Source organism: Reella acinonychis, assembly GCF_052828705.1.
In genome coordinates, this window is the sequence record NZ_CM128256.1 from 650,760 (window position 1) to 669,554 (window position 18,795).

21 protein-coding genes and 1 tRNA gene are annotated in these 18,795 nt (G+C 38.5%); 15 read left to right on the plus strand and 7 right to left on the minus strand.

What is annotated here, in order from left to right:
• The first annotated feature begins 86 nt into the window (after positions 1-86).
• From ACUXZ4_RS03185 to ispH, 12 genes are all read left to right on the plus strand, one after another.
• A complete protein-coding gene (locus ACUXZ4_RS03185; RefSeq protein ID WP_464973603.1) occupies positions 87-2,066 on the plus strand; it encodes a site-specific recombinase in 1,980 nt (659 codons plus the stop codon).
• A 69-nt stretch (positions 2,067-2,135) separates the two neighbouring features.
• On the plus strand, positions 2,136-2,768 hold the full coding sequence (locus ACUXZ4_RS03190) for a YchE family NAAT transporter (RefSeq protein ID WP_464973604.1): 633 nt from the start codon (positions 2,136-2,138) through the stop codon (positions 2,766-2,768).
• A gap of 275 nt (positions 2,769-3,043) precedes the next feature.
• Positions 3,044-4,393: an NADP-specific glutamate dehydrogenase gene (gene gdhA, locus ACUXZ4_RS03195; protein ID WP_464973605.1), complete on the plus strand. Its 1,350-nt coding sequence runs from the start codon at positions 3,044-3,046 to the stop codon at positions 4,391-4,393.
• 191 nt (positions 4,394-4,584) lie between these two features.
• Positions 4,585-5,412 (plus strand): class II glutamine amidotransferase, encoded by an 828-nt coding sequence (locus ACUXZ4_RS03200; RefSeq protein WP_464973606.1) that lies wholly within the window; start codon positions 4,585-4,587, stop codon positions 5,410-5,412.
• 581 nt (positions 5,413-5,993) lie between these two features.
• The gene (gene rppH, locus ACUXZ4_RS03205; protein ID WP_464973607.1) at positions 5,994-6,587 is read left to right on the plus strand and encodes an RNA pyrophosphohydrolase; all 594 of its coding nucleotides are present in this window, start codon (positions 5,994-5,996) and stop codon (positions 6,585-6,587) included.
• The gene (locus ACUXZ4_RS03210; protein WP_464973608.1) at positions 6,584-7,375 is read left to right on the plus strand and encodes a sulfite exporter TauE/SafE family protein; all 792 of its coding nucleotides are present in this window, start codon (positions 6,584-6,586) and stop codon (positions 7,373-7,375) included. Before rppH ends, ACUXZ4_RS03210 begins: the two co-directional genes overlap by 4 nt.
• A 23-nt stretch (positions 7,376-7,398) precedes the next feature.
• Positions 7,399-8,214 carry a prolipoprotein diacylglyceryl transferase gene (gene lgt, locus ACUXZ4_RS03215; protein WP_464973609.1) on the plus strand — a complete coding sequence of 272 codons (816 nt, stop codon included), beginning with the start codon at positions 7,399-7,401 and terminating at the stop codon, positions 8,212-8,214.
• Between the two features lie 9 nt (positions 8,215-8,223).
• Positions 8,224-9,075: a thymidylate synthase gene (locus tag ACUXZ4_RS03220; protein ID WP_464973610.1), complete on the plus strand. Its 852-nt coding sequence runs from the start codon at positions 8,224-8,226 to the stop codon at positions 9,073-9,075.
• Positions 9,076-9,077: 2 nt separating this feature from the next.
• On the plus strand, positions 9,078-9,581 hold the full coding sequence (tadA, locus tag ACUXZ4_RS03225) for a tRNA adenosine(34) deaminase TadA (RefSeq protein ID WP_464973611.1): 504 nt from the start codon (positions 9,078-9,080) through the stop codon (positions 9,579-9,581).
• A gap of 101 nt (positions 9,582-9,682) precedes the next feature.
• Entirely contained in the window at positions 9,683-12,505 is a 2,823-nt protein-coding gene (gene ileS / locus ACUXZ4_RS03230) for an isoleucine--tRNA ligase (protein WP_464973612.1), read from the plus strand.
• Positions 12,506-12,582: 77 nt separating this feature from the next.
• Complete coding sequence (lspA, locus tag ACUXZ4_RS03235; protein WP_464973613.1) at positions 12,583-13,068, plus strand: signal peptidase II; 486 nt, start codon at positions 12,583-12,585, stop codon at positions 13,066-13,068.
• Between the two features lie 26 nt (positions 13,069-13,094).
• On the plus strand, positions 13,095-14,039 hold the full coding sequence (gene ispH, locus ACUXZ4_RS03240; protein WP_464973614.1) for a 4-hydroxy-3-methylbut-2-enyl diphosphate reductase: 945 nt from the start codon (positions 13,095-13,097) through the stop codon (positions 14,037-14,039).
• Between the two features lie 48 nt (positions 14,040-14,087).
• Here ispH and rplI read toward each other — a convergent pair whose 3' ends face one another.
• From rplI to mltF, 7 genes are all read right to left on the minus strand, one after another.
• Positions 14,088-14,537 carry a 50S ribosomal protein L9 gene (gene rplI / locus ACUXZ4_RS03245; protein ID WP_464973615.1) on the minus strand — a complete coding sequence of 150 codons (450 nt, stop codon included), beginning with the start codon at positions 14,535-14,537 and terminating at the stop codon, positions 14,088-14,090.
• A 16-nt stretch (positions 14,538-14,553) separates the two neighbouring features.
• Entirely contained in the window at positions 14,554-14,781 is a 228-nt protein-coding gene (rpsR, locus tag ACUXZ4_RS03250) for a 30S ribosomal protein S18 (protein WP_005759927.1), read from the minus strand.
• A gap of 12 nt (positions 14,782-14,793) precedes the next feature.
• Positions 14,794-15,120, minus strand: coding sequence for a primosomal replication protein N (gene priB, locus ACUXZ4_RS03255; protein WP_464973616.1), 327 nt, complete (start codon positions 15,118-15,120; stop codon positions 14,794-14,796).
• A complete protein-coding gene (gene rpsF / locus ACUXZ4_RS03260; RefSeq protein ID WP_464973617.1) occupies positions 15,107-15,487 on the minus strand; it encodes a 30S ribosomal protein S6 in 381 nt (126 codons plus the stop codon). Before rpsF ends, priB begins: the two co-directional genes overlap by 14 nt.
• A gap of 219 nt (positions 15,488-15,706) precedes the next feature.
• A complete protein-coding gene (locus ACUXZ4_RS03265; RefSeq protein WP_464973618.1) occupies positions 15,707-15,859 on the minus strand; it encodes a hypothetical protein in 153 nt (50 codons plus the stop codon).
• Between the two features lie 24 nt (positions 15,860-15,883).
• Complete coding sequence (locus ACUXZ4_RS03270) at positions 15,884-16,237, minus strand: hypothetical protein (RefSeq protein WP_464973619.1); 354 nt, start codon at positions 16,235-16,237, stop codon at positions 15,884-15,886.
• Positions 16,234-17,658, minus strand: a complete 1,425-nt coding sequence (gene mltF, locus ACUXZ4_RS03275; RefSeq protein WP_464973620.1) for a membrane-bound lytic murein transglycosylase MltF — start codon at positions 17,656-17,658, stop codon at positions 16,234-16,236. Before mltF ends, ACUXZ4_RS03270 begins: the two co-directional genes overlap by 4 nt.
• Before the next feature lie 179 nt (positions 17,659-17,837).
• On the opposite strand from mltF, the gene ACUXZ4_RS03280 reads away from it, so the two are divergent.
• The 3 genes from ACUXZ4_RS03280 (at position 17,838) to rlmH (ending at position 18,785) form a co-directional block, all read left to right on the plus strand.
• Positions 17,838-17,913, plus strand: a tRNA-Ile gene (locus tag ACUXZ4_RS03280).
• Between the two features lie 69 nt (positions 17,914-17,982).
• On the plus strand, positions 17,983-18,291 hold the full coding sequence (rsfS, locus tag ACUXZ4_RS03285) for a ribosome silencing factor (RefSeq protein WP_464973621.1): 309 nt from the start codon (positions 17,983-17,985) through the stop codon (positions 18,289-18,291).
• 26 nt (positions 18,292-18,317) lie between these two features.
• Positions 18,318-18,785, plus strand: coding sequence for a 23S rRNA (pseudouridine(1915)-N(3))-methyltransferase RlmH (gene rlmH / locus ACUXZ4_RS03290; RefSeq protein ID WP_464973622.1), 468 nt, complete (start codon positions 18,318-18,320; stop codon positions 18,783-18,785).
• Positions 18,786-18,795 lie beyond the last annotated feature (10 nt).

The following is an 18,795-nucleotide window of genomic DNA, read 5'->3' on the forward strand; positions in this document are numbered from 1 at the left end:
AAGTTGCTCAAAATCTACCGCACTTTTTTCTTTCTTCGGATTTCTCTATAATTGAGCAGAATAAATATTTACGATAGGAAACGATTTTGTTACATAACGATTTTCAAGACCATCATCAACTGGAAAAATTAATTGAACAGAAATTAGCACAGCAGGATGTTTTTGGGTTATTTGATGAATTATTCACTTGGTTACGACAGGGGAAAGATGATGCTCAACCTCGTTTTTATTTCATTATAAAAACGCTAAAACACAATGAAGATTTAGGACAAAAATTTGCTTCTCAATTGTGTCGTTGGATTTGCAGTATGCGCATTTATCCGCTGCTTATTAGCTGTGGAATTCTGGCGCGCGAAGGATTTGGACGAGAAATGAAAAATCGTATTTATGAGAAAATTAATCCTTCTTATAAAGACCCAACAGATTTGCGAGATGTATTTTTCTTATTGTTCAATGATAAAAATGATGCAGATTGGATAAACCATATTCCCAATCAATATTGGCAATTTTTAGTGAGTTTATTAAGTCGCTATGCCAGCGCCCATGAGCGAGAAACCTTATACAATCATCTGCGTTATGAAGGCCTATTTGCGATTGAAATGCTTTCTATTTGGATTGCTGCGGAAGATATGGATCCAGAATTAATGCGTCTTGATCCTGAATTATTAGAGGCTGATAGTCCATTTGTAAGCTTACAACGTGAAGTACATAATTGGGTCAATGCACAACGGAATAATGAGAATTATGATACTGACCATTTAGAAGTGATGTTTGAGCAAAGCCAAGAGTTGATTGAGCGTTTACAAAAGAAAGGTAGCACAGAGGGATCGTCTTTAGGTGTGGCACATTTATTAGAACGTTTATCGCAGACCTTAGTTCGTTTAGCTGAATTAATGGATGCCTTTGGTTCAAATCGTTTTCTGCCTCGTCGCTTAATTCATTTAACAGGGAATTTAGCTATAGCTTCAGCAGATCAGCATAGTGTTTCTCGTTTATGGAAACAAAGTGTGCGAATGTTGGCCCGTAGTATTACGCAAAATACCAGTGATCATGGCGAACATTATATTACGCGTAATAAGAAAGAATATTTTTCTATGTTTTATTCCGCGGCAGCTGGCGGTGTTTTAATTGCCTTTATGGCGTTAATTAAAATTTACATTGGTAATGTGGTTGATGGAAAGGTACTAAAAAGTCTGCTGTATGTGTTAAATTATGGCATTGGGTTTGTGGTGATCTTTATGTTGCATTGTACCGTTGCAACAAAACAGCCAGCAATGACTGCTGCCCGTTTTGCAGAAGCCGTAGAGAAAAATCCACAGGGTAAGATCGTTGATATGAAGCTTGCGCAGCTGTTAGTGGATGTATTTCGTTCACAAAGTATTGCGGTATTAGGTAATATTTCTATTGCGATCAGTTTGGCGATGATTATCGCGATCCTTTACCAATCCATAAGTGGAACCCCATTACTCAATAGTGAAGCCGTTGCTTACCAATTACATTCAATTGATCTTTTCTCAGGAACACTTTGGTTTGCGGCAATTGCTGGCGTATGGCTCTTTTGTTCGGGCATTATTTCTGGTTTCTTTGATAACCGAACAAATTACCTGAATTTAAAAATGCGCTTAAGACATCATCCTTTATTAAAACGCATTATGACTAAAAAAGTGCGTGAAGTTTTTGCCGATTATGTACATGATAATTATGGCTCAATTATGGGTAACCTATGTTTCGGTTTATTACTTGGTTTAACAGGGTTAGTTGGTTATTGGACGGGATTACCACTAGACATTCGTCATGTTGCTTTTTCCTCTGCGAATTTAGGCTATGCGACTGTTAGCGGTGATTTATCTTCAGCTGTTTTTTTACAAGGATTGCTATATGTGTTACTTATTGGATTGGTGAATTTAGTGGTCAGTTTTTCATTAACATTATGGGTCGCATTAAGATCCCTTGGAACAGAAATTGACAGTTGGAAAAACATTGGGCAATCGTTATGTCAAATTATTAAGCAAAGACCGTTAAGTTTATTTTTGCCAATACAATTAGATTCATCTAAAGAGCGTTAATACACAAATTGACAGTGCGGCTTATTTTTCTTAGCATACGCCTGATTATTTCAGTTTAATGGAGAAAATATGGATTTATCCACCTATTTGCAATTCTTTATTGGGTTAATAGCGTTGGTTAACCCTATTGGTGTTGTGCCCATTTTCTATACAATGACATCAGATCTGACGAAAGAACAGCAAAATCGTACTGCAATGGTCACTTGTTTTTCTATCGTTGTGATTTTATTGGTGAGTTTCTATTTCGGTAATTTTATTCTGAAATCTTTTAGTATTTCCATTGATTCTTTCCGTATCGCTGGCGGGATTATTGTTGTACTCATTGCGCTTACTATGATTAACGGTAAAATTGGTGAACATAAAATCAATAAAGAAGAAAAAACAGAGCATGCGCATATCGCAGATTATAATAATATTGCGGTCGTGCCATTAGCCATGCCAATTATGGCGGGGCCGGGTTCAATCAGTGCGACTATTGTTTTTGGTTCTAGCCAACATGAATTTATCGATTATGTTTATTCTTCTATTACAATCAGCTTATTTGGACTCTGTTGTTACATCTTATTCCGTTATTCCAAACCAGTGATTAATAAGCTAGGTACCACAGGTTCAAACGTCATCACTCGTATTATGGGTTTGTTGCTTATGTCCTTAGGTGTAGAAATTATTACCTCTGGGTTGCGAAATATTGGCGTGTTCTAAACAAAAAATTGCGGTAAATTCTACCGCACTTTTTGTATATGTGGTTTAACAAAATCTTCTCTAAATCATTTTCAAACTTTCTCTTTTGCTCTAAAGTTAAATTAAATTTATTTAATTGAATAAAATTTTGAAAAATATTCATTCTCTCTATTTTTTTATTAATTCATCAAAAAAATATTTGTGATTTTATTGAGAATTATTGCATATTATCTGGGAGCCAAACGATTGGCTATGATATGCAAACACAATGATTAAAATAAAAAGGGAAACAAATTATGTCTAACCAACTTGCTTCTTTAGAGGAATTCCTGAGTTATGTGGCTCAGCGTGACGGACACCAACCTGAATTTTTACAAGCTGTGCGTGAAGTATTAACTTCATTATGGCCATTCTTAGAAAAAAATCCTAAATACCGTTCACAAGCCTTACTTGAACGTTTAGTTGAACCGGAGCGAGTTATCCAATTTCGTGTAGCATGGACTGATGATAAAGGTCAAACTCAAGTCAACCGCGCGTTCCGCGTTCAATTCAATAGTGCAATTGGTCCATTTAAAGGCGGAATGCGTTTCCACCCATCAGTAAACTTATCTATTTTAAAATTCTTAGGCTTTGAACAAATTTTCAAAAATGCCTTAACTACATTACCTATGGGTGGTGGTAAAGGCGGTTCTGATTTTGATCCAAAAGGCAAATCAGAAGGCGAAGTTATGCGTTTCTGTCAAGCATTAATGACCGAATTATATCGCCATATTGGCGCAGATACTGACGTGCCAGCGGGCGATATCGGTGTTGGTGGTCGTGAAGTGGGCTACTTATCTGGCTATATGAAAAAATTATCTAACCAAGCTGCTTGTGTCTTTACCGGTCGTGGTTTGTCATTTGGTGGTAGCTTAATTCGCCCAGAAGCAACGGGTTATGGTTTAGTTTATTTTGCTCAAGCGATGTTAGCTGAAAAAGGACAATCTTTTGCAGGCAAAACAGTGTCAGTTTCTGGCTCAGGTAACGTTGCGCAATACGCAATCGAAAAAGCACTGCAATTAGGTGCAAAAGTGGTGACTTGTTCGGATTCAGCGGGTTATGTTTATGATGAAGCAGGATTTACCCCTGAAAAATTAGCGGCATTAATGGAAATCAAAAACGTTAAACGTGGTCGTGTAAAAGAATACGCAGAACAATTTGGCTTAAAATATGTGGAAGGTAAACGCCCTTGGGAAGTAAAAGTGGATATTGCTTTACCTTGTGCAACTCAAAATGAGCTTGATTTAGACAATGCAAAAGCTTTGATCGCAAATGGCGTACAGCTTGTAGCGGAAGGTGCAAATATGCCAACTACCATTGAAGCAACAGATGCTTTCTTAGAAGCTGGTGTCTTATTTGGACCTGGTAAAGCAGCGAACGCAGGTGGTGTGGCAACTTCAGGTTTAGAAATGGCGCAAAGCTCACAACGTTTATATTGGTCGGCTGAAGAAGTGGATAAAAAATTACATAATATTATGTTAGATATTCACGCGAACTGTAAAAAATACGGCAGCGACGAAAAAGGCAATATTAACTATGTTGTTGGCGCCAATGTTGCAGGTTTCGTTAAAGTGGCGGATGCAATGCTAGCGCAAGGCGTGCTATAACGAAAATCATTGCTTTCAACCCTCGTGAATCGCGAGGGTTTTTATTTTGTGAAAAAAGTGCGGTCTATTTTTAGATAGTTTTGTTTGATCTTATAGCATTTTGCTCTAAGCAATTTGTTAAAATCGATTGTTATTTTTGTTCTGATGGTGTTAAATCATCAGCATTATGTCGTTTTTATGTGAGTTTTATTATGTGTCAATTACTCGGAATGAATTGTAATACGCCAACAGATATTGTGTTTTCTTTTGAAGGATTCCGCCGCCGAGCAGGACTGACAGACTGTCATTCAGATGGTTTTGGTATTGCTTTTTTTGAGGGTAAAGGTGTCAGAATTTTCCGCGATAATCGACCTGCTGCATTATCACCGATTGCTGATTGTGTAAAGCAATACAACATTAAATCATTGAACGTGATTGCGCATATTCGCAAAGCGACACAAGGTGAAGTGAGTATTGAAAACACCCACCCTTTTATTCGTGAAATTTGGGGAGAAAATTGGGTTTTTGCACATAATGGCAACTTAACGCAGTTGCCAGAGCTTTCCACTCATTTTATGCAACCTATTGGTGATACCGATTCAGAAGCGGCATTTTGTTATATTGCGGAATATTTAAAAACACATTTTCCTACTAAGCCGGCAGATGCAGAGCTTTTTCAGGCGATTCAGGAGGTAACCCAAATATTAGTGCAGTATGGCACCTTTAATTTTATTTTATCCAATGGAAAATGGATGATTGCCCATTGCTCAACCAATTTGCATTACATTACTCGTCAAGCGCCTTTTGGTAAAGCACAGCGCGTTGATGATGATGGTGTCATTGATTTCAATGATTACACTAAGAGTAATGATAAAGTCACCATTATCACCACCTTCCCTTTAACTAAAAATGAACATTGGGTGAAAATGGGTAAAGGTGGTTTTGTCTTTTTTAAAGACGGCGAAAAGCAATATGAAGTACAGGGTGTGGAGAGTGAATTTATTGATGACGGCACTTTGGGAAATTGCAGATCGTTATAACCTAAATAAAATCCTTCTATGATGTAGAGGGATTTTTTTATTTTCCAACGCGTTTAATAATTAGACAATTTTCTTCCACTTTTTTCTACTGAATAGTTTTAGTTAGATTATTGTATTTATATTATTGATTTATATATGAAAATTTATCTTGTCTTATTGTTAATTATCTTTTCTCCTCATTTATTCTGTCTTCAGTCACAAATTTATCCACATAACATTTGGATAAATCCTACATGAGTAATTTTTGTCTGTATTTAGAACAGTTATATTCAATTCATTGTGGAAGATTCTGTGGAAAAGTGCGGTGTATTTGGAACGACTTTTTTCTTGCCTGATCTTTAAACAGCCTTCAATGGATTAAGTCTTTTCAGGCGACTTTGCGATAAATGTCAATGTTATCTCAGATTATCCTTGATTTATACCTAGGTTATCCACAGAGTTATACAAAAAGTATCTATTTTTCACCGCACTTATTGACAATAAGGAGTTCTATATTGGGAATAACTATTGGCGAAAATAGCATACTGTGCCATAATCTCCGGTTATTATTGAGATTGTTTTTAAAGTTAAGGTGAACGATAGTGATCGATTTCGATGGCTACCGTCCTAATGTGGGCATTGTCATTTGTAATACGCAGGGACAAGTGCTATGGGCAAAAAGGTACGGACAAAATTCTTGGCAATTTCCGCAAGGGGGAATTAATGAAAATGAAACACCCGAGCAGGCGATGTACCGCGAATTATATGAAGAAGTAGGCCTGTCTAAAAAAGACGTTCGTTTGCTTTATGCTTCAAAGCATTGGTTGCGTTATAAATTACCTAAGCGTTTATTACGTTATGACAGCAAACCCATGTGCATTGGGCAAAAACAACGTTGGTTTTTATTGCAATTAGTGAGCGATGAAAAGGCCATTAATATGAATTGCAGTAAATCGCCAGAATTTGACGGTTGGCGTTGGGTGAGTTTTTGGTATCCTGTTCGTCAAGTGGTTTCTTTTAAACAAGATGTGTATCGTAAAGCGATGAAAGAATTTGCGAGTTTCTTATTTGATACAGATCGTGCAGCTCAAAATTTGACAGCAGCCTCTCATAAGCCAGCAGAAGCAGCGAAAAAAGCACCTTATTATCATAAATACCCATCAAAATCACATAAAAAAGAGAGAAAATTCCGATGATCACATTATTTCTCATTTGTTTAGTTGTAGGATGTTTGGCTGGTTTTTTAGCAGGTTTGTTTGGTATTGGTGGTGGATTGGTCATCGTGCCAGTCCTTGTTCATTTGCTGCCAATGGTGGGCGTACCTGAACATATGTTAATGAAAGTAGCGCTAGGTACGTCTTTTGCCACTATTATTATTACCGGCGCGTCTTCTGCTTACAATCATTACAAAGTGGGCAATATTATTTGGCAATCCCTAAAAGTTTTTGCTCCTGTTGTGATGGTTTCAACCTATATTGCTAGTTTGTTTGTTAGTAAGCTACCAAAAGAATATTCAAGTAAAATTTTTGCTGTATTGGTGGTGTATCTTGCCACGAAAATGATTTTATCCGTTAAATTAAAAACAGGTAACAAACCTTTTACCACTACTTCAGCGGTTGTTGGTGGTAGTCTAATTGGCTTAGCTTCAAGTGGTGCAGGTATTGGTGGTGGCAGTTTTATTGTGCCTTTTTTAAATGCAAGAGGATATGAAATGAGACAAGCCATTGGTTCTTCTTCCTTTTGTGGCATGCTATTAGCCACTGCTGGTGTAGCGAGTTATATTTACAGCGGTTGGGGTAATACAGAAATGCCAGAATGGTCAATCGGTTACATTTATTTACCCGCAGTACTAGGTATAACTTTAACCTCTATGTTTACAACGAAAATTGGTGTAAGAACCGCCACTCGTCTGCCGGTGCCAACATTAAAACGCTACTTTGCCGTATTTTTAATTATTATGGCGATTAAAATGTTATTTAGTTAATTTAAAAGGAAACTTCATTTTATATGCAACAATTTATCCATTTGCCTTATATTGATCCTGTTATTTTTTCCATCGGCCCTTTAAGCTTGCGCTGGTACGGATTAATGTATTTATTAGGCTTTGGTTTTGCTTATTGGCTAGGCTCACGTCGCGTTAAACATTCACATGGACAATGGACTGAAGAGCAATTTGAACAACTCCTTTATAACGGTTTTGTTGGCGTGATTTTAGGTGGACGTATTGGCGATGTGTTCTTCTACAATATTGATCAATTTATACAAGATCCTTTGTATTTATTCCGTATTTGGGAAGGGGGAATGTCTTTTCATGGTGGCTTAATTGGCGTCATTGTTGCAATGTTGTGGACTTCTTTCCGTCAAAAACGCTCTTTCTGGCAGACTTCAGATTTAATTGCGCCACTGGTTCCTTTTGGTTTAGGTCTAGGGCGTTTAGGCAATTTTATTAACAATGAACTTTGGGGACGTCCTGTCGAAAACTTAGATGCGGTACCTTGGGCAATGTATCCTTATGGTTACCAAGGAAGTTTGCCATTACATCCTTCCCAATTATATGAAATGTTACTTGAAGGCGTGTTGTTATTCCTTATTCTTAACCTCTTTATTCGTCGCTCTCGACCTATGGGCGCGGTGTCAGGATTATTTTTATTAGGCTATGGTCTTTTCCGTTTCCTTGTTGAATATGTACGTGAAATTGACCATAACGTAAATAGTGCAACAGATCTGATTACTCGTGGTCAAATGTTATCTTTACCGATGATTATTGCGGGTATTGGGATTATGATCTGGGCATATCGCCGTCAAAGTGCGGTGCAAAAATAGGGAGTTTTTATGCGTCAATATTTAGATTTATGCCAACGTATTGTTGATGAAGGTGTTTGGGTAGAAAATGAGCGCACAGGTAAACGTTGTTTAACGGTGATTAATGCCGATTTGACCTATGATGTGGCGAACAACCAATTTCCACTGATTACCACACGTAAAAGCTATTGGAAAGCGGCTATTGCTGAATTTTTAGGCTATATTCGAGGCTATGATAATGCTGCAGATTTTCGTCAGTTAGGCACAAAAACTTGGGACGCCAATGCCAATGAAAATGAAGCTTGGCTCAATAATCCCGCGCGTAAAGGCACTGATGATATGGGACGCGTTTATGGTGTACAAGGGCGTGCTTGGCGTAAACCTAATGGCGAAACTGTCGATCAGTTGCGAAAAATTGTGAATAACCTCAGTAAAGGTATTGATGATCGTGGTGAAATTCTGACTTTCCTTAATCCTGGTGAATTTGAGTTAGGTTGTTTGCGCCCCTGCATGTATAGCCATACTTTTTCATTATTAGGTGACACCCTTTACTTAACCAGTTACCAACGTTCTTGTGATGTGCCTTTGGGCTTGAATTTCAATCAAATTCAAGTATTTACCTTCTTAGCATTAATGGCACAAATTACTGGCAAAAAAGCGGGACAAGCCTATCATAAAATTGTCAATGCGCATATTTATGAAGATCAGCTTGCCTTAATGCGAGATGTGCAATTAAAGCGTGAGCCTTTTCCGTCCCCGCGTTTAGAAATTAACCCAGATATTAAAACCTTGGAAGATTTAGAAACTTGGGTAACCATGGATGACTTCAAAGTGATTGGCTATGAATGTCATGAGCCCATTAAATATCCGTTTTCTGTTTAAGCATGGAACAGCAATTTTCCCAACAACAATTTGATGAGCAAATGATGCAATATGCATTATCGCTCGCAGATAAAGCACAGTCCTTGGGCGAGATTCCTGTTGGCGCTGTGCTTGTTGATGAAAATGGTGACATCATTGCGGAAGGGTGGAATTGCTCAATCTCACAACATGATCCTACCGCGCATGCTGAAATTATTGCCTTACGCAAAGGCGCGGCTAAAATCCAAAACTATCGTTTATTAAATACCACCTTATATGTCACGCTTGAACCCTGCACCATGTGCGCTGGCGCCATTCTGCATAGTCGAATTAAACGCTTAGTTTTTGGTGCTTATGATTACAAAACAGGTGCAGTGGGATCGCGTTTCCATTTCTTTGATGATTACAAAATGAACCATTTTCTCACCATCACTGGCGGGATTTTGGCGGAAAAGTGCGGTCAAAAATTAAGTGATTTTTTCAAGCAACGTCGTGAGCAGAAAAAAGCTGAGAAAAACTCGGGCTAAGCTATTCCTTTTCTTTAATCTTTTTGCATTTAAGCGTATAATATTTAAGATTTTTTGCGCTAAGCAAACTCAGTATTTTAATTTATCATTTGGTACAAAATATGTCTGAACAATTTGATTACAAAAACACATTAAACCTTCCAGCTACAGGCTTCCCTATGCGTGGAGATTTAGCTAAGCGTGAGCCTGCAATGTTGAAAAATTGGTATGATAAAAATCTTTACCAACAAGTACGTGATGCACGTAAAGGCAGAAAAACCTTTATTCTTCACGATGGCCCTCCGTATGCGAATGGTTCCCTTCACTTAGGCCACGCGGTTAATAAAATTCTAAAAGATATTATTATTAAATCTAAAACTGCAGCGGGTTTTGATTCACCATTTATTCCTGGTTGGGACTGCCATGGTTTGCCGATTGAATTAAAAGTAGAAAGTATTGTGGGTAAACCGAATGAGAAAATTTCTGCGGCAGAATTCCGTGATGCTTGTCGTAAATATGCGGCTGAACAAGTAGAAGGTCAAAAAGCGGACTTTATTCGTATGGGCGTTTTAGGTGACTGGGATAATCCGTATTTGACGATGAATTTCCGTACCGAAGCGAACATCATTCGTGCCTTTGGTAAAGCGGTAGAAAATGGGCATTTATACAAAGGCTCAAAACCTGTTCACTGGTGTTTAGACTGTGCATCTTCTTTAGCAGAAGCAGAAGTGGAATATGAAGATAAAGTTTCTCCTTCAATTTATGTGCGTTTCCAAGCGGTCGATTCTGAAGAAGTTTTAGCAAAATTCAATGCAACGGGTAAAGGTAACGGCAAGCTTTCAGCAGTTATCTGGACAACAACTCCTTGGACATTGCCTTCAAACCGAGCGATTGCAATTCACGAAAATTTAGATTACCAAGTTGTTCAATTTAATGATGAACGAGTGATTTTAGCTAAAGATCTGGTTGAAGATGTCGCTAAAGCGGTTGGCGTTGAACAATTTGAAGTGCTTGGTGAAGCAAAAGGTGCTGATTTAACTTGGTTGCGTTTTAACCATCCATTCTATGAGTTCAGCGTACCATTTATTTTAGGTGATCACGTTACTACGGATGGTGGTACCGGTTTAGTTCATACTGCACCAGACCACGGTCAAGACGACTATGTGATTTCAATGAAAAATGGCATTGAAATGGCTGGATTAATTGGTAACGACGGTTTATTTAAAGCGGATGTGCCATTCTTTGCAGGCAAAGGCGTGTTTGAATCGAATGATCTTGTGGTTGAAAAACTCAAAGAAGTGGGTGCATTACTGAAATTCAGTAAACTGAAACATAGCTATCCACATTGCTGGCGACATAAAACACCTATTATTTTCCGTGCGACACCACAATGGTTCATTGGTATGGAAAAACAAGGCTTACGCCAACAAGCGTTAAGTGAAATCAAAAAAGTGCGTTGGATTCCAAGCTGGGGTCAGGCTCGTATTGAGAAGATGGTAGAAAATCGCCCAGATTGGTGTATCTCTCGTCAGCGTACTTGGGGTGTGCCTGTTGCGTTATTTATCAATAAAGAAACCGAAGAACTACATCCACGTACAGTAGAATTAGTGGAAGAAGTTGCGAAACGTGTTGAACAGAAAGGTATTCAGGCTTGGTGGGATCTTGATCCAAAAGAATTATTAGGTGCAGATGCAGACCAATATATGAAAGTGCCAGATACTTTAGATGTATGGTTTGACTCTGGGGCTACTTATTTCACCGTAGTAAAAGATCGCCCTGAATTTAACGGCAATGAAACGGATATGTACCTTGAAGGTTCAGACCAACATCGTGGCTGGTTTATGTCTTCATTAATGCTTTCAACGGCAACAGATAACAAAGCACCTTATAAACAGGTATTAACTCACGGTTTCACTGTGGATGAAAAAGGCTACAAAATGTCGAAATCCCTTGGTAATGTGATTTTACCAAGCGAAGTGTGGAACAAAAACGGTGCTGATATTTTACGTTTATGGGTTGCTTCAACAGACTATACGGGTGAAATCGCTGTTTCTCACAAAATTTTAGACAGTGCGGGCGACACTTACCGTCGTATCCGTAACACAGCACGTTTCTTATTGGCGAACTTAAACGGTTTCGATCCAAAACGTGACTTAGTGAAACCAGAAGAGATGATTAGCTTAGACCGTTGGGCAGTTAGCTGTGCGTTAGATGCACAAAATGAAATTAAAGAAGCTTATGATAATTACCAATTCCATACGGTTGTACAACGTTTAATGCGTTTCTGCTCTATTGAAATGGGCTCATTCTATTTGGATATTATCAAAGACCGTCAATATACAACCAAAGCGGATAGCTTGGCTCGCCGTAGCTGCCAAACGGCGTTATGGCATATTAGCGAAGCCTTAGTACGTTGGATTGCCCCAATTCTTTCATTCACAGCAGATGAAATTTGGAACTACTTACCGAAAGTAGATGGTCGTTCAGAGTTTGTCTTTACAGAAGAGTTCTATGATGGCTTATTTGGCTTAGGCGAGAGCGAAAAATTAGACGACAACTACTGGCAGCAACTGTTAAAAGTGCGTTCAGAAGTGAACCGCGTTTTAGAAGTGGCTCGTAATGAGAAACTTATCGGTGCTGGCTTAGAAGCGAAAGTAACGGTTTATGCAAACGATGACATTCGTCCATTATTAGAACAATTGGGCAATGAATTACGTTTTGTGCTCATTACTTCACAAGCCGTTGTGAAACCATTATCAGAAGCAGACGTTGCTGAAGGTGAACTAGCTGGTTTAGCAGTAAAAGTTGAACGAGCTGACGGCGAAAAATGCCCACGTTGTTGGCACTTTGCGACAGATATTGGTGCCAATGCAGAACATCCACATATTTGCGGACGTTGTGTGGAGAATGTGGCTGGCGAAGGTGAAAAACGTCAATTTGCTTAATAAGTAGAAAAAGTGCGGTGAAATTGACCGCACTTTTTATCTAATAAAAATCTGATTTCTCTCTATTTTAGGAAATTATGAATAATCGAACTGGATTATCTTTTTTATGGCTAAGTATAATCACTTTTGTTTTAGACTTAGGGACAAAGTACTTAGTGGTAAAGAACTTTGCTCTTTATGAAAGTGTCAATGTTCTGCCATTTTTTAACTTAACTTACGCTCGTAATACAGGAGCGGCATTTAGCTTTTTAGCTGATCATGCAGGTTGGCAGAAGTATTTCTTTATCGCTTTAGCATTGGTAATTTCAGCCATATTAATTTATTTTCTGAAAAAAAATACCGCACTTCAGAAATTACAAAATGCAGCTTATGCGCTGATTATTGGTGGTGCATTAGCGAATATGGCTGATCGTGCATATCATGGATTTGTTGTCGATTTCTTTGATTTTTATTGGCAAGATTGGCACTATCCAATTTTCAATGTCGCGGATATTGCTATTTGTATTGGTGCAGGATTATTGGCGCTCGATGCTTTTAAAAATGATCCGAAAAAACAAAAATAACTTAACGAATTTATTGTAATTAAAATATGAAAATCATTTTAGCAAACCCGCGAGGTTTTTGTGCGGGAGTGGATAGAGCAATTAGCATTGTGGAATTAGCACTGGAAATCCATGGTTCGCCAATTTATGTTCGTCATGAAGTGGTGCATAATCGTTTCGTAGTGAACAGTTTACGTGAACGAGGGGCAATCTTTGTAGAAGAATTAGACGAAGTGCCAGATGATTCTATCGTGATCTTCTCTGCTCATGGGGTGTCACAGGCGGTTCGCCAAGAAGCAAAACGCCGTAATCTTAAAGTGTTTGATGCAACTTGCCCTTTGGTTACAAAGGTGCATATGCAAGTAGCAAGAGCAAGCCGTAAAGGGACTAAAGCTATTTTAATCGGTCATGAAGGGCATCCAGAAGTAGAAGGCACTATGGGGCAATATGATAATCAAGAAGGGGGTATCTTTTTGGTTGAGAATGTGGAGGATATTGCAAAGTTAGCCTTAGGAAATGACGATGATCTTACGTTTATGACACAAACAACCTTATCCATTGATGATACTGCAGATGTGATTGAGGCGCTGAAATTAAAATATCCTAATATTCAAGGTCCACGTAAGAATGACATTTGCTATGCAACAACAAACCGTCAGCAAGCTGTGCGCGAATTAGCACAGCAATCGGATTTAGTGATTGTTGTTGGCTCAAAGAACTCTTCAAATTCTAATCGATTAGCCGAATTGGCGGAACGTTTGGGAACGCCTGCTAAGTTACTCGACGAGGCAAATGATATTGATCCTGATTGGTTGCAAAATGTGAAAACAATTGGTTTAACTGCGGGTGCCTCTGCACCAGAAGTTCTAGTGCAATCAGTGATAAGCCGATTAAAAGAATTGGGTGCGACCGTAGTAGAAGAATTACAGGGGTGTGAAGAAAATACGGTTTTTGAAGTACCTAAAGAATTACGTATTAAAGAAGTACATTAAATAATAAAAAACCCAGCATATGCTGGGTTTTATCTATATGTTTAGCTATTATTCTGCAACAACTACAACATTTAATGTTGCGAATACTTCGCCATGAAGTTGGAAACGAACTTCGTGATCACCAGTAGTACGTAATGGACCTGTTGATAAACGAACTTCAGATTTCGCTACTTGAACGCCTGCTGCTGTTACAGCTTCAGCTACATCGCGAGTAGTGATAGAACCGAATAAACGACCTTCATCACCTGCTTTAGAAACGATAGTTACATTTTCTAACGCTGCGATTTGTGCTGCACGAGCTTGTGCTTCTGCTAAAGAAGCTGCTGCTTTTGCTTCAAGTTCTGCACGACGTGCTTCAAAGTGTTCAATGTTTGCTTTAGTTGCCATAACTGCTTTACCTTGTGGGATTAAGAAGTTACGAGCAAAACCTGATTTCACTTCAACTTGATCACCTACATTACCTAGGTGAGCAATTTTATCTAATAAAATAACTTGCATTACCGAGTCTCCTTAATTACTGATGATTGTCAGTGTATGGAAGTAACGCTAAATAGCGTGCGCGTTTGATAGCACGAGCTAATTGACGTTGATACTTCGCACGAGTACCGGTAATACGGCTTGGAACAATTTTGCCGCTCTCTGTGATATAGTTCTTTAATGTAGCGATATCTTTGTAATCGATTTCAACTACGTTTTCCGCTGTGAAACGGCAGAACTTACGACGACGGAAATAACGTGCCATTTGGCTAGTCTCCTAATCTATAAATTCGATTTGCTCGGCATGTAATACTAATTGGTATGAACCTTTTGCGGTTCTGTGAGTATTAATAAATCCCACGACCAAAAGTTGACTGCCGACCGTAATGCTTTGAGTTTTTTGAATTAATGCATTGCCACTAATTTGAACTGGTAGTTTACACCAAGCTTGGCGCGTTAAATCTGCTTCTATTTTATTGGAACGATGTTCGAGTAAAAATTGGCAGTGTTGTACGCCATTAGGGCTTATACTTCGTTTGGGCTTTTCGGCAACTTTACCGATGAGCGACAAACGATTATCAATATTCAAATTACTCCTCAGCATCCTCAAAATCGTTGGTTTCAACTTCAGCTAAAGCTGGACGACGTTCGTCTTTTGCTTTAACCATTGGGGACGCTTCTGTTACGGCGTGCTTAGTACGAATAATTACGTTACGAAGAACTGCGTCATTGTAACGGAAAGTTGTTTCAAGCTCGTCGATGACTTGTTGAGGCGCTTCTACATTCATTAACACATAATGTGCTTTGTGTAATTTATTAATTGGGTACGCTAATTGACGACGACCCCAATCTTCTAAGCGATGAATTTGACCGCCAGCTTCTTTAATAGAACCTGTGTAACGTTCAATCATGCCTGGTACTTGTTCGCTTTGGTCCGGGTGAACCATAAACACGATTTCGTAGTGACGCATTACTGCTCCTTACGGGTTAATCAGCCTCCGGGATAGACCAGTCACCAATCTGCGGAAGCAAGGAACTAAAAATGGATGTGACTGTAGGGTGCGGATTATACAGATTTAGCGCAGAAACTCAAGCAAAAGATAGTAAAAATCAGTAAAAAAAACACCGCACTTTTCATTCATTTGATGAACGTCTAAAAGTGCGGTGATAATTTGATGTGTTTTACCTGATTAATTTTTTTCTTGCACCACAAAAAAGAGGGCGTGGCGAGCAGCTAAGCGACTTTTAGCTTGCTTTAAACTACGGATACGCACAGAACGACGTGCCTGTGATAATGCAAATGAACGGTTCTTTTTTAAATGTTTTGTACGTCTAACAGCCATAATGCTCCCCTTTTATGATTGATTTTAATGTTGACGAATATTTAATTGATAGCTCGCACTTTCATTACGTCGTGCAGCAGCTCTGACTAAATAGACTCGAATTTTATATTTTCCATTATATTTGGCTTTTCCTTGAAAATGTTCATTTTCCATATTTGAAAAAATAGCTTGAGCATGATTTGGTTCGAACAAGCTAAAATAGATGAAACGGTTATGACTTGTTAGATCTATTTTTAATTGTTCACCTTTCTTTACTTTTAAATAATGCTCAGTAACCTGGTATCTTTTTATGTTGCCTTTGATTGTATGATTAACCTGAGCATGAGCTGAGGTTGCTAATAGGAATATAGCGGTAAAAATAGCGAATAGTTTCTTCATTCTGATTTCTCGATAGAAAGTTGAGTTTGTTCAGCGTTTGTTTGTTGATTTTCTTGCACGCGATAGTAGTTAATGATGCTATTCATATAGCGGCGAATATTTTCAACATATTGAAAGGCTTCATATCCTCTAGCATAACCATATTTCAAATTTGCATAATAGCGTTTTTCAGCGAGAAGCGGTAAATTTTTCTTCACATCTAGCCAATTATCAGGATCGCCACCGAGATTTTTAGTTAAACGGCGGGCATCTAACATATGCCCAAGCCCCATATTATAAGCACTCAAAGCAAACCAAATACGATCTTCTTGTGGCACAGTATCCGGCACTTGAGAAATTAGCCAATGTAAATAGCCTGAACCTGCCTTAATGCTTTGTTCAGGATCGGTTCGATCCGTAATTTTCATTCGATCTGCGGTTGCTTTTGTCAGCATCATTATGCCTCGAACGCCTGTCGGAGAAGTGGCATCTTTGTCCCAATGGGATTCTTGATAAGCAATAGCAGCAAGAAGTTGCCAATTTAAATCGCCTTGATATTTCTGAAAAAGTGCGGTGTATTTTGGCAAAATTGTCTCAATGGCGTTGGTATAAGAACGCATATCCACATAATCAAATTTGGAGAAATGGTTAAAGTATTTTTCTTCAATTTTGGCAATGAGTCCGCTTTCTAAGGCGTTATTCATAAAATCGAGCAACGCAGCTTGTAATTCACTGTAAGAGCTATTGGGTAAATACCAATGCACAGTGGATTCATCGGTAACATCAAAGGCAACACCTAACTGGGGTTTAATTTGTTTAGCGGCTGATACATCAATGGAATTTGCAATAGTATAATCAATTTTTCCTTCCGCAAGTTGTAATAAGAGTTCTTCTTGCGTGTATTTATTTTCAACTTTCCAAGTGAGTTGAGGGTGTTTTTCCTGTTTGTTTTGTAATAATTGTTCTAATTCAGAACCACCTGCAATAACGAGGCGACCATTTAATTGGTCTAAAGAGGTTGGACGCGCTTCACCTTTTCGGTAAACCAGTTGCCAAGAAGCTGAATAATAGGCTGGACCAATTTGGAAGTGATCTGTTCTTTGTGGTTGATAAAACAAGTTAGCGGCAGCAATATCAATTTCATTTTTATTCAAAGCGTCAAATAAAGATTGGCTGTTATCCAACGTTTTAATTTCTAAATTCACGTCTAAATAATCAGCAAAGGCTTTGCTTAACTCATATTCTAAACCTGCTTGTCCATTGGCATGAATAAAATAGGACACTGGGTTGTTAATAGTGCCAACAACCAAGGTTTTGCGTTCTTTTATAGCTGTGTAATGATTTGCCTCGGAACGCATAATTTGTTGCCAAGGGAAAACCATATCAATTGCCCAAAGTAATAAGGCAACTGCTGCGATAATGCGTAAAAATAATCCTTTCATAATGAATAAATGAAATTGTTATTTAATCTGTTGTTCAATCTGTGATTTATAGGGAATGATTGGCATCATACTATAATCTCGATGGAATTTGGCAAAAATTCTACAACTAAAAAGGAATATGAGGGGAAAAACTAGACTTCATTTCAATATTTGCATATAATCGACCGCACTTTTCTGTTGCCCCCATAGCTCAGCGGTCAGAGCAGACGACTCATAATCGTTTGGTCGCTGGTTCAATCCCAGCTGGGGGCACCAATTATTTCCTATCTTTCTCATCCTATGCTAAAATTCCACGTTCGAATATCCAAAAACAAATAAGAGAATATGAATTTAGTCGATTTTTTAGTGAACAAATTAGATGATTTAAAAGCCACCGAAATTCAAGCCATTGATGTGCGTGGTAAGTCTTCAATTACCGATGATATGATAATCTGCACTGGTACTTCGAGTCGCCATGTGGCTTCCTTAGCGCAAAAGCTGATTGATGAAAGCAAACAAGCCGGTTTTGCGACTTTTGGTGAAGAAGGCAAAGCAACGGCAGATTGGATTGTGGTGGATTTTGGTCAAGCAATTGTGCATATCATGCAACAAGATAGTCGTGATATGTATCAACTTGAGAAATTGTGGGCGTAAAACTTTAATAAATTTGACCGCACTTTATGAAAATACAATTAATTGCTGTTGGTACCAAAATGCCTGATTGGGTAAAAACAGGGTTTGAAGAATATCAGCGCCGCTTTCCGAAAGATATGCCATTAGAGTTAGTGGAAATTCCTGCCGGAAAACGCGGTAAAAATGCGGATATTAAACGCATTTTAGAGCAAGAAGGCAAAGCGATGCTAACAAGCTGTGGTAAAGGCAAGATTGTGACTTTAGATATTCCTGGTAAGCCTTGGACGACAGCGCAATTAGCACAGCAATTAGAAAGTTGGAAAAATGATGGGAGAGATGTGTGCCTCTTAATTGGTGGGCCTGAAGGCTTGTCACCAGAATGTAAAGCATTGGCAGAACAAAGCTGGTCATTGTCTCCTTTAACTTTGCCACATCCGCTGGTGCGTGTTGTTGTGGCGGAAAGTTTATATCGTGCTTGGTCGTTGACGACTAATCATCCCTATCATCGAGAATAAGAAATCAATT